Annotated in this window: 15 protein-coding genes and 1 riboswitch; of the genes, 13 read left to right on the top strand and 2 right to left on the bottom strand. The window is 35.4% G+C overall.

Annotation, left to right across the window (positions count from 1 at the left end; genetic code table 11):
• Positions 1-80: 80 nt before the first annotated feature.
• From BMX10_RS15080 to BMX10_RS15070, 3 genes are all read left to right on the top strand, one after another.
• On the top strand, positions 81-1,814 hold the full coding sequence (locus BMX10_RS15080) for a sensor histidine kinase (protein ID WP_244272736.1): 1,734 nt from the start codon (positions 81-83) through the stop codon (positions 1,812-1,814).
• Entirely contained in the window at positions 1,811-2,584 is a 774-nt protein-coding gene (locus BMX10_RS15075; RefSeq protein WP_090446154.1) for a LytR/AlgR family response regulator transcription factor, read from the top strand. Before BMX10_RS15080 ends, BMX10_RS15075 begins: the two co-directional genes overlap by 4 nt.
• 92 nt (positions 2,585-2,676) lie before the next feature.
• Complete coding sequence (locus tag BMX10_RS15070) at positions 2,677-2,916, top strand: YkoF family thiamine/hydroxymethylpyrimidine-binding protein (protein WP_090446152.1); 240 nt, start codon at positions 2,677-2,679, stop codon at positions 2,914-2,916.
• A gap of 110 nt (positions 2,917-3,026) precedes the next feature.
• On the opposite strand, the gene BMX10_RS15065 is transcribed toward BMX10_RS15070, so the two are convergent.
• Positions 3,027-4,358, bottom strand: a complete 1,332-nt coding sequence (locus BMX10_RS15065) for a M20 family metallopeptidase (RefSeq protein WP_170834849.1) — start codon at positions 4,356-4,358, stop codon at positions 3,027-3,029.
• A 195-nt stretch (positions 4,359-4,553) separates the two neighbouring features.
• On the opposite strand from BMX10_RS15065, the gene BMX10_RS15060 reads away from it, so the two are divergent.
• From BMX10_RS15060 to BMX10_RS15025, 8 genes are all read left to right on the top strand, one after another.
• Positions 4,554-4,919, top strand: coding sequence for a hypothetical protein (locus tag BMX10_RS15060; protein ID WP_139176474.1), 366 nt, complete (start codon positions 4,554-4,556; stop codon positions 4,917-4,919).
• Between the two features lie 80 nt (positions 4,920-4,999).
• A complete protein-coding gene (locus BMX10_RS15055; RefSeq protein WP_090446145.1) occupies positions 5,000-6,550 on the top strand; it encodes a putative polysaccharide biosynthesis protein in 1,551 nt (516 codons plus the stop codon).
• A gap of 111 nt (positions 6,551-6,661) precedes the next feature.
• Complete coding sequence (locus tag BMX10_RS15050) at positions 6,662-7,159, top strand: FMN-binding protein (RefSeq protein WP_090446141.1); 498 nt, start codon at positions 6,662-6,664, stop codon at positions 7,157-7,159.
• Positions 7,160-7,287: 128 nt separating this feature from the next.
• The gene (locus tag BMX10_RS15045) at positions 7,288-7,473 is read left to right on the top strand and encodes a hypothetical protein (RefSeq protein WP_090446139.1); all 186 of its coding nucleotides are present in this window, start codon (positions 7,288-7,290) and stop codon (positions 7,471-7,473) included.
• A gap of 237 nt (positions 7,474-7,710) precedes the next feature.
• A complete protein-coding gene (locus BMX10_RS15040) occupies positions 7,711-9,849 on the top strand; it encodes a ribonucleoside triphosphate reductase (RefSeq protein WP_090446137.1) in 2,139 nt (712 codons plus the stop codon).
• Between the two features lie 248 nt (positions 9,850-10,097).
• Positions 10,098-11,375, top strand: a complete 1,278-nt coding sequence (locus BMX10_RS15035) for an MFS transporter (protein ID WP_090446135.1) — start codon at positions 10,098-10,100, stop codon at positions 11,373-11,375.
• 62 nt (positions 11,376-11,437) lie between these two features.
• The gene (locus BMX10_RS15030) at positions 11,438-12,121 is read left to right on the top strand and encodes an anaerobic ribonucleoside-triphosphate reductase activating protein (RefSeq protein ID WP_090446133.1); all 684 of its coding nucleotides are present in this window, start codon (positions 11,438-11,440) and stop codon (positions 12,119-12,121) included.
• Between the two features lie 38 nt (positions 12,122-12,159).
• Positions 12,160-12,564, top strand: a complete 405-nt coding sequence (locus BMX10_RS15025; RefSeq protein WP_090446131.1) for a hypothetical protein — start codon at positions 12,160-12,162, stop codon at positions 12,562-12,564.
• 22 nt (positions 12,565-12,586) lie between these two features.
• Here BMX10_RS15025 and BMX10_RS15020 read toward each other — a convergent pair whose 3' ends face one another.
• Positions 12,587-14,452, bottom strand: coding sequence for a dynamin family protein (locus BMX10_RS15020; RefSeq protein ID WP_139176472.1), 1,866 nt, complete (start codon positions 14,450-14,452; stop codon positions 12,587-12,589).
• A 65-nt stretch (positions 14,453-14,517) separates the two neighbouring features.
• A riboswitch (Fluoride riboswitch) is annotated at positions 14,518-14,613 on the bottom strand.
• Positions 14,614-14,926: 313 nt separating this feature from the next.
• Between BMX10_RS15020 and BMX10_RS18500 the strand changes: the two genes are divergently transcribed.
• Positions 14,927-15,058 (top strand): hypothetical protein, encoded by a 132-nt coding sequence (locus tag BMX10_RS18500; protein WP_280140782.1) that lies wholly within the window; start codon positions 14,927-14,929, stop codon positions 15,056-15,058.
• 131 nt (positions 15,059-15,189) lie between these two features.
• Entirely contained in the window at positions 15,190-16,446 is a 1,257-nt protein-coding gene (locus tag BMX10_RS15015; protein WP_330387944.1) for a radical SAM/SPASM domain-containing protein, read from the top strand.
• Positions 16,447-16,832 lie beyond the last annotated feature (386 nt).

Raw genomic sequence — 16,832 nt, 5'->3', positions numbered from 1 at the left:
AAAATATCTGACGGTTTTAATAATAGTAATGCTCTCTATAGAAAATATAGTATAATAAATCTATGAAGGAGGGTGATGAGATGATTTTAATTATTGGCGAAATGATGCTTTCCTTATTAAACAAACTAGGTATCATCATTATCTTGGCTGTTATTATTTCAAAAATTGGCATTTTTAGAAAGTTGATTATTAAAAAGAATATCACCTTCATGGATAAAATCTTTTTATCTATTGTATTTGGTGCCATTGGTATCATGGGAACCTACTCCAGCGTGCCTATTAATGGGGCTTTAGCCAACACCAGAATCGTTGGGGTGATGGTGGGAGCTTTATTAGGTGGACCTATGGTAGGTTTTATGGCAGGGTTAATCGCAGGTGGCCACAGATTTTTAATTGATATTGGAGGATTTACAGCCGTAGCCTGTGGAGTTGCTACTATAGTGGAAGGATTATTTGGAGGCTATGCCCATTATTATATTAGAAACAAATCTCCAAAGTGGGAGTGGGCATTTTTGCTAGGTGTGATCTCAGAATTTATTCAGATGATCATTATTTTACTTATCGCTCGTCCTTTTGGTGATGCCCTGCAGCTAGTAAAAATAATATTATTCCCTATGGTGGTAGTAAACTCCTTCGGTATTGCCATATTTATCGGCATTATAGAAAATATCTATACTGAATATGATAGGATTGCTGCAAGTCAAGCAGAAAAAACCCTGAAAATTGCTAACTTAACCCTGCCCTATCTAAGACAGGGATTAAATTATGAAGTAGCTCAGAAGGTTGTTGGTATTATAAAAGAATCTGTTGATGTAGCTGCTGTAACCATTACCAATCGTCATGAAATCTTAGCCCATAAGGGTATAGGGGAGGATCATCACTGCCAAGGCTTTGATTTACAGACAGAAGCTACAAAAGAAGTGATTCAAACTGGACAATACAAGATTATTAATGATAAAGACAGTATAAAATGTATAAAAAACGATTGTACATTAAAGTCTGCTATTGTTGTCCCCTTGAAAGAAAGAGATAGGGTGGTGGGGATACTGAAGCTTTATAGAACAGAGGAAAATAGTATCACCTCCATTGATACAGAGCTAGCATTGGGATTGGCACAGCTGTTTTCTACACAAATTGAGTTAAGTAGAGTAGAGCATCAAAACAAGCTTATTACAGAAGCAGAGCTAAAATCATTGCAGGCCCAAATCAATCCACATTTTTTGTTTAACGCCATCAACACCATCGTTTCTTTTATACAATTTGATTCAGGAAAAGCAAAGCAGTTATTGATATCTTTAGCGGAGCTTTTTAGAAAAAGCTTAAGCAATAATCAGGATATGGTAGATATGGATGTGGAGCTGAAGCATATCGCCTCCTATTTAGAAATAGAAAAGGCAAGATTTGGTGATAAACTACAAGTGAAATATGATATTCAGAAGAACGTTGTCTGCAAGCTTCCTCCATTAATTTTACAGCCAATTGTAGAAAATGCAGTAGTACATGGTATATTGCCTAAGAAAAGTGGAGGGTCTGTTACAATAAGATGCAGAAAAAATCATGAGGATATCCTGCTAGAAGTAATTGATGATGGGATTGGTATGGAAGCAGAAGAATTAAAGGGGCTGCTAAATCAACAATCAGATACCAATTGTATAGGCTTAATGAATGTAAATAGACGTTTAATTAATTTATACGGCGAAGAATATAAATTGCAAATTAAGAGCACTTATAACGAAGGAACCAGTGTATTAATAAAAATCCCTTACGTAAAGGGCCGCTATTCTTCTGAGGTAAAGGAGGAAATAGTAGCATGAGCTATAAAGTTATCATAGCAGATGATGAAATGCCGGCTAGACTAAATCTCATCAATCTCTTAAATCAGTATTCAGCCTTTGAAGTGATAGGACAAGCCTCAGATGGAGAGGATACCATTATTTTATGTAAAGAAAAGTTGCCGGACATAGTATTTCTAGATATTCAATTGCAGGATATGACAGGCTTTGATGTAGCAGCGAAACTAATAAAGCTATCTAAGGTACCTAAGATTGTTTTTGTTACTGCTTATAATCAATATGCTCTTGATGCCTTTGAATACTCTGCAGTTGATTATTTACTAAAGCCAGTGGATGAAAATCGCTTCATGAAAACAGTAGAAAAGCTTAAAAAAGATTTAAAGGCTTCTCCTGAGATGGCATTAAATCAAGTGCAGGAGCTACTGGAAAGACATTTGTTGATGGAACATAAAAATCAAAAGATTACCTTAGAAAAGGATGACAAATTATTTGTTTTGTCCTTAAAGGATATTGTTTATATCGAGACAGAGGATAGAAATACCAAAGTAGTCAGTAAAAGAGGAAAATTCACCACCTCCTTTTCTATGGTAGAATGGGAGGACCGTCTAACAAAGCATGGTTTTTTCAGACCTCATAGAAGCTACTTGATGAATCTTGATGAGATCAATGAAGTGGTCCTTTGGTTTAACAACAGCCTACAGGTAAAAATGAGAGGATACGAGGATAAACCAATACCTATCAGTAGAAATAAAGTAAAAGAGTTTAAAGAGCTTGTTGGACTAGAAACCTAGTAAATGGGTAAAATTTTTGTAGGAAAGCATGGATAAAGAGACACTTTTCCTTCCATACTATTAGAGAATAATAACAAAAGGAGTGTTGAACTATGATTCATGCAGAAGTTACCTTATATCCTTTGAAAACTAAAGATGCAAGTGCAGTGATTAATAATTCCATCGACACACTAAATCAAGCAGGTGTAGAGTATAATGTAGGGTCAATGGCTACGCATCTTCATGGGAATCAAGAGCAAGTATGGAATGGCTTAAAAAGACTATTTGACGAAGCTCAGCGTTCTGGAGAAGTAAGCATGGTGGTTACCATAACCAATGCAGCGGAGCACTGATTAGAAAAATTTAAGTCCAAATTTGTTACTATTAAAAACCAGCACCCTTACGTATTTTTACATACGCTGTGGCTGCTGTTTTTTTTTCATTCAATTAATTTGTATCTGTTTCATTGTCCTAAGCGACTTATAGCTTTTGCATAAATCAAAGTACATTTCATTAAGCTGTCAATATCGATGTACTCATTGGTCTTATGGGCCATTTTTATTTCTCCAGGAAAAAGAGGACCAAAGGCAACGAAGTTTTGAAGGCTTCTAGCATAAGTGGCTCCTCCAGTGGTGAGAGGGGTACTGTTTAGTCCCGTTACTTCCTCATAAACATTTCTTAGGGCTTTTATCAGAAAATGATCCTCTGATACATAGAGCGGAGAAAGAAAAGATAAAACCTCCATTTGTAATCCATAGGAAGAAACTACTTTTTCTAATATGGATAATACCTCTTCTTTTTCCTTGGTAACAGGAATTCGAAGATCAACATATACCTGCTGCTGCTGATTATCAACTTTAACTTTAGCCACATTAAAGGTCAGCTTTCCAGAAATATCATCATAATAATTGCCAAACATATTTTTAGCATAAATATCCTCTCCCACCTCCTTTGCAATAAAGTCAATGATGGGTGCACTTATATTCTCCTGATTCAAAAGCAAAGCAGCTTGAGTAATGGCATTTATACCTTCCCAGCACTTAGCTGTGTGGGCTGTTTTCCCTTGAAGGGTAATAGTATCTCCCTGCTGAGTATAGCTATAATCAGTAGCTTTTAGAGCTTCTACCAGCTTCTCTATTTGATTTCCAGTATAGCTGCAGCTATCAGGAACACTATTTAATGCCCCGCCCCCCACCATAGAAAAAGAAGCTCCTTCATCTATTTGAAGCTTAATTTGGAGAAGTCCTTTTTCCCCATGGATTAATGGAAAATCAGAGTCAGGAACAAAACCATACTGAGGTATTTCTTCTTCTTCAAGATACTTCTTGATACATTTCCAACCGGTTTCTTCATTGGTACCTAGTATCAATCGAACTCTTTTCTTTAAAGGAATAGCAGCTTCTTTTACGGCATGCATAGCATAAAGAGCAGCTATGATGGGACCTTTATCGTCAAGGGAACCTCGGCCATAGACTCTATTATTGGCAATTTCACCACCAAAGGGAGGAAAGGTCCAAAGCTCAGGTTTTTCTACTGGTACTACGTCTAGGTGACCTAGCATACCTACCAGTTCCTTACCTTCACCCATCTCAATATAACCGTAATACCCTTCATTATATACGGTAGAAAAGCCAAAGCTCTCGCCTAACTCAATAGCAAATCTCAATGCATCATCTACACCCTGGCCAAAGGGCATTCCTTTTTTTCCTTCTGCCTCGACACTATTTATTTGAATCAATTGCTGAAGAGAAGCAAGCAGCAGTTTTTTTTGCTTTATAATAATGTTTTCCAGCATTGTTATACATAGCTCCTTCCTTTTATTGCATGCTGTATTTACCATAAATTGCATTGACATAAAATATACCAAGAGATACAATGACATCATAGAACAGTAAAGAAAGTAGGTGGTCATATAGCGTTCTCTTTATTACTATTACTGGGTATTGGCATTATTATTGTTATTATAATAGTAGGAGGTGGATTATTGGGCATGACAAAAAATTTAAGCTTAAGGAGTCTTTATCTTTATCTAGTATGCCTCGTCACATTAGTAATATTTATATTTGGTACAATTTTTACGATTCATAGGGTTGTTGATTTACTTATAGAGGATGCCCACTATTACCAAACATTAGAGGATTTTCAACAAAGGTTTGTTGTTTATGGACCTGACAGAGAAAGACAAGAACCCCAACTATCTCAGGAGGAAATAGAAAAACGTTATGAGGCGTATCTAGAACAAGAAAATGCTAGAAGAAAAGCTCGTAACATAAGGGATTTATCCTATAGCAGTGCAGCCATGATTGTAGGCGGTGGATTCTGGTTTTATCATTGGAAAAAAATTAAAGAAGATTAAAGAAAATTAAAGAAAATCATAATGGTACTCCCCACTGGAATATATATAAATAGAATATTTCATTGTGAGGGAGTACATTTATGTCAAATAATAGATTGATTAAAGGGGCAGTTGTACTGGGAGTTGCAGGAATAACTGCTAAGTTTTTAGGCATTTTTTTTAAGATTCCATTACAAAGATTGATTCATGATGAAGGGATGGGATTATTTGGTTTACCGTACCCTATCTATACGATTATGCTATCAATTTCTATTATTGGCTTGCCAGCAGCAGTTTCAAAAGTGATCTCTGAGAAAATGGCAATGAAAGACTTTGCAGGCGTCAGAAAGGTATTTAGGGTTTCTTTTTTTATGATTATCTCCGTTGGAATCTTTTCTTCATGCTTTTTATACTTTGGAGCAAAATCTATTATCCAACTACTGGATTGGCCAGAGGAAACCTATTATTCCTTAGTAGGCTTATCCTTAGCACCTTTTTTTGTATCGATTATGTCCTGCTTCAGAGGATATTTTCAAGGGATGCAAATTATGATGCCAACAGCTCTATCCCAGATTATAGAGCAGATAGGAAGGGTGATTATTGGGGTAGGATTGGCCTATCTATACATTGACAAAGGAATTGGCTACGCTGCCGGTGCAGCTTCCTTTGGAGCCACTGCAGGAGCATTTTTAGGAGCTCTTCTGCTGTTGTTTTACTATCTAAAGAGGAGAAAAAACCTAATAGATTACTCTACCTATACCTATAATAAGAACAAAGAAAAAGTGACATCCATTATGAAAAGACTCATCTGGTTGGCTATACCCATCACCATAGGTGCTATATTAAGCTCTGTGATGGGGTTAATGGATTCTATCATTGTACCGGGAAGATTACTGCAAGGAGGATATACACCAGAAGGAGCTACCATTCTCTATGGGAGATTGACGGGCAAAGCAGGAACCTTGATGAATGTACCTCTTACCTTTAGTATGGCAATGGCCGCCAGCCTTGTACCAGCTATATCAGAAGCAAATAGCAAAAAAAATATCAAGGAGTTAAGGGAAAAGGCGGAAACTGGTATTAAAATAACTTTGATGATTGCTTTGCCAGCAACAGTAGGGCTAGCTCTTTTAGCTTCTCCAATTATCCATTTATTATGGGGGAAAACTGAAGCTGGGGGAGATATATTAAAAATTTTAGCTTTCAATGTGCTTTTTATTTCTGTTGCTCAAGTTTTAACTAGTATTTTGCAGGGAATGAATAAAGTTTTTGTCCCTGTAAGAAATTTATTCATTGGAGTGACTATAAAAGTAATCGTCAGTTATTTTCTTTTAGCTACCTATCTCCATATCATAGGAGCGGTTATTGGAACCGTATGCGGTTATTGCACTGTAATGTTTCTAAATTATCTAGAAATCAGAAAAAGCATTACTTTGAAAATTTCTATCAAAGAAGTGATTATAAAGCCTGTTTTTAGCACCCTTGCTATGGCAGCAGCTGTTATACTTAGCTTCCATCACAGCTATATTTGGTTTCAATATGAGGCTGCAGCCACACTATTAGCCATACTTTTTGGCATGATAACTTATGGATTCATGATGTTTTTAATAGGAGCTTTCAATTTGAAAGAAAAGCAATTATTTTTTAAATAATCCATAAATACCTTATATAGACAATTGCATTTACGCATAGAGGAAGCAGTTTTGTACAAACTACCATTAAAGAGTTATTTTCTAAAAATAATACTTTAAGAGGTGGTCATAATGACAAAAAGAGTGTTTGTTTTACTACTAGTAATACTTATGGTTGTTGTTGCTACAGTAGGATGCGCACCAGAGGAAGCTCCTCCAGCTCCAACAGAAACACCTGAAGAAACCCCAGAAGAAACACCAGAAGAAACGCCTGAAGCAAGAGAAATGGATTATGAGGATGGTAATTATAGAGGAGAACTAGAGGTTAATGAAAAAGGATGGACAAGCTTTGTTGAATTCGTTGTAGAAGATGGAAGAATTGTTGAAGTTGACTATGATGAAGTAGATGAAGAAGGCAAACTAAAATCAGAGGATGAAGAGTATAATGAAAGATGGGAAGGCGTAGCAGGAATAAGTGCTGAGGAAGCCTATCCTGCATTAGAGGATCAGCTTATTCAGGTGCAGGACATTGAAGCAGTAGATGTAGTAACTGGAGCAACAGCAACAACAAGTGATTTTAAAGATGCAGTAGAGATAGCTTTAGAAGAAGGACCTAGAGAAGACGAATAAATGAGTATTCTTCAAAAAAGTCCATTACCTGGAGTAAAAATAAGGTAAGTGGACTTTTTTATATCTAGGTCTATATTATAGAATTTGAGGAATACTAAGATTAAGTATATAATAAAGGAGGAATTGCAGTGAAGGACAGATATATGCTTTACACACAGAATGGAGTACTAGAGAATGTAATGTCAAGAGATGAAGCTATTGAAAAAGTAAAACAATATCAAGAGCATGGAATAGATGTTTATATAGTTTCTGAAACAGAAGGACAAAGAATTATGGAGAATAATGATGAGTTTCATCGACCAAAATGGGAATAAAGGGTGTACTATACACCCTTTCTTTATGTGAATTACAAAGTTCTACAAGATTTCCTTAGAAAAAACAAAAATCAAACGATAAAACAATAAGATAATGAGAATAAAGACGGATACTGTAGAAAATATGAAAAATTTGTTATTTTTGTGTCTAAAGTTCTATTGTTAAAAAAAAGTAAATAATGTATTATATACAATATATAGTAGAAAAGAAAAAATAAAGTACAATAGGAGGTTACTATGGGGGTAATAAAAGTTCAAAAGAGAAATGGTGAGATTGTAAATTTTGACAGCAATAAAATAAAAAATGCAATATTTGCTGCTGCACAATCTGTTGGAGGCAAAGATGAAATGACTGCTACTAAACTAACAAAGATAGTAGTAGATATTATAAGTGAAACCTATAGAGCCGGTATTCCTTCAGTAGAAGATATTCAAGATATAGTAGAAAAAGTTCTAATTGAAGAGGGCCATGCAAAGACGGCAAAATCATATATTATCTATAGAAAGAAGCATGAGGAGATAAGAGAAGTAAAAAACCTTTTTATGGATGCTGAAGAAATGATAGAAGAGTATGTAAATCTTGAGGATTGGCGAGTAAATGAAAATGCCAATATGGGATTTTCTTTACAAGGTCTAAATAATCATATCGTAGAAAGCATCAGTACAAAATATTGGTTAAACAAAATATATAATAAGGAACTAAGGGATGCTCACATTAGAGGAGATTTACATATACATGATTTAGGCTTATTGGCACCTTATTGCTGTGGTTGGGATTTAGAAGCATTTTTAAGACAAGGCTTTAAGGGAGCAAAAGGAAAGATAGAATCTAAACCTCCAAAACATTTTGAATCAGCCTTGGGACAACTGGTGAATTTGCTGTATACTCTTCAAGGTGAAGCGGCTGGAGCCCAGGCAGTATCTAGTCTGGATACTTACTTGGCACCCTTTATTTACTATGATGAATTAAATTATGAACAGGTAAAGAAAAGCTTGCAGCGATTTGTATTTAATTTAAATGTACCAACAAGAGTTGGTTTTCAAACGCCTTTTACCAATATTACTTTAGATATTTCACCTCATCCATTATTAAAAAAACAGCCTGCTATTATTGGAGGCAAAAACATGGAAAAAACCTATGGAGAGTTCCAGCAGGAAATGGATATGTTTAATAAAGCCTTCTGTGAAGTAATGATGGAGGGAGATGGAGCAGGAAGAGCCTTTAGCTTCCCGATCCCTACTGTAAACATAACAGAGGATTTTCCTTGGGATACTGAAGTAGTAAACTGTATCATGGAGATGACAAGAAAATTTGGCACCCCTTACTTTGCAAACTTCTTGAATTCTGATCTAGCACCAGAAGACATTCGATCAATGTGTTGCCGATTACGGTTGGATAATAGGGAATTACGAAAGCGTGGTGGAGGATTATTCGGTGCTAATCCACTAACAGGATCTATTAACGTCGTAACTTTAAACATGGCAAGAATAGGCTATGCAGCCAACACTGTAGAGGAATTTAAGAAAAGAGTAAGAGAGCTTATGGAGCTATCCAAGGAAATCTGCGAATCAAAACGATTGGTATTGGAAAGATACATGGACGCTGGATTATATCCATATTCTAGATATTATTTACAGGGAGTGAAGGATGCCACAGATGAGTACTTTAAAAATCACTTCTCAACAATAGGATTGAATGGAATGAACGAAGCATGTATGAACCTCATTGGTGTAGATATTACTACAGAAGAAGGAAATGAATTTGCAGTAGAAATCATGGAGTTCATGAATCGTGTTATTCAGATTTTTCAAGAAGAAACCGGCAGCCTATGGAACCTAGAGGCTTCTCCAGCAGAAGGAGCTTCCTATAGATTTGCAAGACTGGATAAAAAGATATATCCCAAAATATATACTCAAGGAGAAGATGAACCTTATTACACAAACTCTACCCAATTGCCAGTTGGACATACAAAGGATATCTTTGAAGCTCTAGAGCTGCAAGAAAAGCTACAAACCTTATATACTGGCGGAACAGTACTACATGGCTTTTTAGGAGAAGCAATTGAAGATGTAGAAACCTGTAAAACCTTAATCAAAAAAGTCATGGAAAACAGTAGCATCCCATACATAACCATAACACCAACCTTCTCTATATGCTCAGACCATGGCTACTTGACAGGAGAACAGCCGATATGCCCAACATGTGGATCAGAGACAGAAATATGGACACGAGTTGTTGGCTTTCATAGGCCAGTGCAGGCATGGAACAAAGGCAAAAGAGAAGAATACAAGGACCGAAAAGAGTTTGATTGTGCAGTTTCGTTAAAATTGGAGGATGAAAAGGCAGAAGAATTTTTTGAAGCTGCAATTTCATAATATATAATCTTTGAGCTAGCTAGATATATTTTATTTAGCTAGCTTTTTTGAGGAAATCTTTTGTGTGAATTTCTAATATAGTAAAAATGAGGTAACGGTCTCTCTCACAAGAGAAAAAACAAATCAGGGCTGATAAGCTTCAACTTGTTTTCCTCTCTACAATTATATATACTTAGTAATATTGATAATTGATTTTTGGATAAAACATATTTAGAATTTTTTATTATAACCCTTTAGGAGGAGACAGCTTGCAGGTAAAAACATTAAACAAACCCAGCTATAGAAAAACTTCCTTAGACTATGGATGGTTGATTGTAGCATTGGCAGCATTAGGTTTATTTTTTTCGGGTCCTGGCCAAACCTATAGTGTATCAATATTTATTAATTCTTATATAGAAACCTTTGGGTGGAGTCGCTCTCTTGTTTCTAGCTTTTACTCAGCTGGAACATTGATTGCAGGATTTTTACTGCCTCTTATAGGCAAGGTGATAGATAAAAAAGGACATCGTAAGATGTTCATTTGTATAGCTACTTTATTAGGTATAGCATGTTTATGGATGAGCTTTGTACGGCATCCATTGATGCTTTTGGTGGGGTTTTTATTTCTGCGACTTTTTGGGCAAGGGTCTATGTCATTATTGCCAGCAACCCTAGTGCCGCAATGGTTTATACGAAAAAGAGGAGTAGCTTTGAGTTTAATGGCTCTTGGAGGTGTGTTAGGGTCTGCTGCTATACCACCCCTAAATAATTGGCTAATTTTACAATTTGGCACTGCTATTGCTTGGAGAGTATGGACATTTTTACTTATTGGATTTATGGCGCCCATTAGCTGGGTTTTTATTCGTAATAAACCAGAGGATATAGGCTTGTTACCAGATGGTGAGGTAATAGGTACAAAAGAAGCCCTGACGGATGCTGAAAGGGAAAAACAACCATTAGATTTTTCTTGGAGCACACAGGAGGCAATGAAAACAAGAGCTTTTTGGTTAATGCTTTTCTGTATGGTGGTTCCCTCTATGGTCAATACTGGCATTACCTTCCATATGGTGTCTATCATGGAGGGTAAGGGCTTTAATTCCACCTTTGCAGCATCATTATTGGGATTGACAGCAATAATACAGTTTCCCTTCACTTTTTTAGCTGGTTATCTGGCAGACCGTATTAAGGTGCATTATATTAAAGCCATAAACTTTATTGTTTTTTTAATAGCAATAGGTGTAATCCTTTATGGTTCATCAAAGGAGCTTTTGATGGCATATGCAGTATTTAATGGTGTATTTGTAGCCTTTGATTCTGTCACCACAGGCGTTTTATGGCCTAATTATTTTGGAAGAAAGCACCTTGGCAGCATCCGCGGTATTGCTATGACAGCTATGGTTGTTGGATCCGCTTTAGGACCTCTACCCTTTGGATTTGCGTATGACATACTTGGAGGATATAAAGAAATTCTACTATTGATGATGATATTTCCTATACTAGCAGCAATAGCTTCCATTGTTTCACCACCACCAAAATACCAAGACTAACTTCTATGAGAAGGATGGATTTTCTATAATACTATTAGAGAGAAATTAAGGAGCGTTTAAAAATGCGTATTATTGGTCATGAGAAAACTTCTTTTATTGATTATCCAGGAAAAATTTGCACTATGTATTTTGTAGCATCCTGCAATTTTCAATGTGGATACTGCCATAATGAGCCTATCGTAAAGGGTCAGGGAGAAAGGATTGATGAAGAAGAAATTTTTGCTTTTTTAGAAAAAAGAAAAAAATATATTGATGCGGTATGTATTTCTGGAGGAGAGCCAACGCTATATGCCTCCTTATATAATTTTATAAAAAAAATCAAGGAGAAAGGTTTTTTCATTAAGCTGGATACTAATGGGACAAATCCTCATCTGCTACAGACATTAATCGATGAAAAGCTTATTGATTATGTTGCGATGGATATAAAAGCACCCTTCCATAAGTATGAGATGATTACAGGAGGAAAGGTATCTATTGAAAATATCAAGACCAGTATTGATATGATTCGGGGTTCAATCATCGACTATGAATTTAGAACAACCATATGCAAAGAGCTGTTGACTGAGGAGGATATCCTAGAAATAGCAGGATATTTGAAGGGGAGTAAACGATACTATTTACAAAATTTTAAGGATGGGGAAACAGTATTAGCGGGACAGGGTAAGTTTCATCCCTATGATTCTGAAGCATTAGAAAAAATTATTGAGGCGATAAAGGCTGATTTTGATGTATGTAGTATTAGATAAAATCAAAGGATAGAATATCTTTAGAAGGGAAAATAATAATGGCACTTCATAAGAATAAATTTATGGAATTTATTGAAGGCAGATTACTATTACTAATTGGAATATCTACTACCATGATTGGACTATTTTCACCTTGGGTTCGTATAGAGTGGAAGCATTCTAGAGGGATATTAGATAGCACCGGTATGATTATTTTTTGCATCTTAATCTATCTAACCATGATTAAAAGAATAGCTGGCTATAGGATCATTGCATCAAGTATTGCCATAGCTATTCTTATGGCTGTTCAGTTTATGAACTTTCCTAGAATCATGAATATTACATGGGAAAGATCCTTTGGATTTAGCATGACTTATGTACAAACGGGATTCTTTATAACGCTATTTGGCGTGCTCCTTATGATGCTGGCAGGATTTATTAAACAAAGGCAAGGAATCCGTTAGAGCTTATAGGACGCGCAAAAGCTCAGCTTACTATCTGATTCTTTATTTGTTCGAGCATCCTTTTTCTTTCTAGGCAAAGCTGGATTTCTTCTGCTACATTATGGTCCTGCTTTTGCTTTAATTCTACCGTTGCTTCTATCGTGGATACTAGTTCCTCAGTAATAGATTGAATGTGCTGCTCAAAAGCACTTTCAAAGATATATTTACTATCCCGAATTTTACAGGTGTAATCCCATTTAAGGTTATTTCCGTTTTTTTCAATTTCCTTTTCCACCCTATTAACTATATCTGAAATAATTTTTTTATTTCTCATTTGCTTAGGAAGCAGAAATAAAAAATCCTTCAGCTTTGGGGTAAAGAAAAGATGACTTGAATCCCCAAACTTGAAATAAAAGGTATCTTTTTGGATTAATTGAAAATCTTCAATGGATTGAACTACTTTTATTTTAAACAGATCATAGATAACATGATTAATCTCCTCTATCGTTTCATTGAGTTTATCTGTGAAGCGGGAGGTTATTTCCTCATATGATTTTCTTATTTTGGTTTCCTGTTGTTTATTCCAGGTTTCATAAGCTTGTTCTATCTCTAATTCTAATTGTTGATTCAACAGGTTATCTAGCTCCTTTGAATCTATTTCCTTATGATCTTCTGCAGCTTTTTTCAGTTTTTTCTTAATGAGTTCTGATTGTTCCTGCCTAAAGGACACCAGCTCCCCTTCAAAGATTTTGATTATTTCTTTTAACTCAGCTTCAACAACTGCCATAGTCTCTCTTTTCATGGATGAAGTGGCCTTTAGTCTTTCTTTAAATAGGATAATTTTTTCCTCTAGAGCGTCAATACTGTCATTTAATAAGTTTAGTTTAAAATGTATATTCTCAGCTAAATCATCCATGAAGGATATAAGCTTCGTTTTATAGCTATTCATTAAGTAGTTTCCCCGGTCATTTAATAAAAACTCACCTAATGCCTCTTCAAACAGTATCATCCCGCTATTCCTTAGCTTCTCTTGATTATTTTCGATTTTTCCTTCAAAGGCCAATTTTGCTGAAACAGGATAAATTATAGGCTCTATCCCAATAGCATCTTCAATAACTTTTATAGAAAAAGACAGACTTTCCTCTAGCTCCTTTTTAGAAAGATAGTCAGTTTTATTTTGAATAAAGAATAATTTATTCATATATTTTTTTACTTCTCTTAGCAATTGTATTTCTATCTCTGAAATAGGAGCATCGGAGGATATTACAAAAATTGCTGCATCAGCTTCAGATAGAAAACCATAGGATACCTCTGTATTATGCTTATAGGTAGATCCTATACCTGGAGTATCCACTAGAACAAGCCCATTTTTTAGTATTTCAGCTGGGAATAGTAATTCCATCTCAGCAACCTTTTTAATATTTTTAGGATTTTTTTGCTCTGAAATGTATTGATCAATATGGTGAATATCTACATTCTCCTTTATATCTTCTTCAAATATAATTCTTGCCTGAGGCTTAGTGCCATATTTTACTTTTGTAATAATAGAAGTGATAGGAACAACTCCTGTTGGCAGGAGATTTTCACCAATAAAATAATTGAGCAAAGTAGATTTACCCCTTTTAAACTGTCCAATCACTGCCACATGAAACTCTAATCCTTCGATACGTTCTAGGAGATCATCACATTTTTTTACTATAGGTTTGTTTCTAGTAGCTTTTCCTAAATCTTTCATCTGATGTAGGCAGTTGATATACAAATTCAAATGATTCTTTAAATCCTTAAGCATGATTATCACCTCGATATTATTTTTTACAAATGGCAGTAATATACATACAATCCTATGTAGATTTTCAGCTTCAAAAGCTGTCTCCTTTATGTAATTAGCTTTAATAAGTAGTATAAGCATGACAAGCACTGTTCAATATCATTTTCTTTAAAACAACAAAAAACTCCTATAAAACAGATTATCATTGTTTTATAGGAGTCATTAACTGCATTCGATAAATAGAATCTCTAAAAGAATTCTAATGTCAGTGTTTAAAGGTGAACTCCATCACCTATTATGTAATTAACATATAGTATAGCACACTATTGGTTTTCATTCAATGTGTTATATTTCAACTTAATTATTATATGATTTGCAGTATAGATTTTACATCGTAGGGGTTGGTCTCTGTGCCAACCCCAGCAGGCTTATAAAAAATCATCAAAATCATCTATAAATGATTCTATAGAATATGGAGATGCTATTACTATATCATTTGTTTTTGATGGGTAGAATAAATTAGATTATTGAGGTGATAGCAATGACCAGCTTTCTTATTATGTCCTATAGTACTATTATTATTATTGTTGGGTTTACAGCCTTTGGATACTTTTTATGGCGGTTATTGAAAACAAAAAAAGAGTCAGAAAAATAACATATCCACCTATTATACAAATAGGTGGATATGCTATTAAAGCTTCCAAAGGAAGACTTTGTTCAAAAATTGCAACAGAATATTCAGAATAGTTTTCGAAATAAAACTAATGTTGAGTAAAAAACTATGATATAATAAAATTAGTTTTAATAATAAGCAGCTAATTCAATGGATAAAGAAAGGATTGACAAGCATTAATGATTGGAAGAGAGGGGTCATGATTTTGGGAGAGAAAAGACTAATTCAAGAAACTGCAGCTCTGGATAAAAAAGGTAATTTGGTATTACCAGAAGCAGTTTTAAACCAACTGGGATTATCGGATTTAAATGATGTTAAAATAATGGTAAAGGGAAATCAAGTAGAAATACTTCCCAATATTCACAGCTTAGCAAAGGTATACATTGAACCTACGGCTAAATGCAATCTAAGCTGTAAGACATGTATTAGGAATACTTGGAACGAAACAATGGGAGAAATGGATATAGAAGTATTTGACAGCCTCATTCAGCAGCTTAAAAAGTTTAATGGCCTGCAAACCATTATGTTTGGTGGATTTGGGGAGCCAACACATCATAGCAGGATAATCTATATGATAAAAAAAGCTAAAGCCCTTGGAGTAAAGGTTGAGATCACCACCAATGGTACCCTTTTAGATGAAGAGATGATTAGAGGATTGTTTGAAGGGCAGTTAGATACTTTATGGATTTCCTTTGATGGTACGGATGATGAAAAATTTGATGAAGTAAGAGAAGGTGCAAGCTTTACTGATGTCTTAGAAAGATTAAAGCTGCTTAAAAGAATAAGCAATTCTTATGATCACGAAATTCAGCTGGGGATAGCCTTTGTAGCGATGAAATCAAATGTGAAGGAGCTGGCGAATCTTCATCGACTTATATCAAGGGTAGGGGCTAAAAAGGCCTTAATCAGCAATGTATTGCCTTATGATCGTAATATGCTGGATGAGATGCTATGTACTAGAGTTGTCTCTGAGGGAGTGTCTTATACTTCGCATAATGAACCAGAAATACGGGTTCCTAAATTTGATTATAATGAGACGACAAAGGATGCATTGCATTTACTTTATAGGTGTAATAGGAATATCAACCCCATGGGCCATACGATCCATAATCAAGAGAGAGGCTGTAGGTTTATAAAGGAGAGATGCACTTTTATTCGATGGGATGGAAAGGTAGCACCCTGCATGGGGCTGCTGCATGACCATGTGACCTATTTAGAACGATGTGATAGAAAAATAGACGCGCATGTATTAGGAGATATTACCCAACAGGCATTATTAGATATATGGAATTCTGAAGAGTATTCTTCATTTAGAGATAGTGTAGACACATTTAATTTTTCTCCATGCCAAAGCTGTGGAGGATGCGATAATGTGGAATCAAATAAAGAAGACTGCTTTGGAAATAAAGCGCCTGTGTGTGGAGCATGCCTTTGGGCCCACGGTGTAGTGCAGTGTCCTTAAGGAAGAACGGTAGGGGTCGGTTTCCATGCCGACCCGATGAATTATTGATATTTACCATTCGGGCAGGCACAGAGACTTACGCTACCAAAGGATACGGCACCTAATCTTTCTTAGATACCATAAAACCTATCAATTACTTTGCAGCAGCAAAATCATATAAAGACAAATAAAAATCCACCTACCCTTATGGATAGGTGGATTTTTGCTGTTTATTGAAGCTATTGTATATTCCTCATAGCAGCTTCAGCAAATTCTGTGACAACAATTGCATCATAAGGTACTCTTTTGCTTAACTCCCCAGCCTCTGTCATAACATCCTGTAATCTGTCCAACCCTTCCTCTGTTAATACTGGATTTGGTGTCCAAGCGTCGATAGAACGGTATCT

The sequence above is a fragment of the Natronincola peptidivorans genome (assembly GCF_900111615.1).
Classification (GTDB): domain Bacteria; phylum Bacillota; class Clostridia; order Peptostreptococcales; family Natronincolaceae; genus Natronincola_A; species Natronincola_A peptidivorans.
The sequence above is the reverse complement of the archived record's forward strand: the minus strand, read 5'-3'. Positions and strand labels throughout refer to the sequence as shown.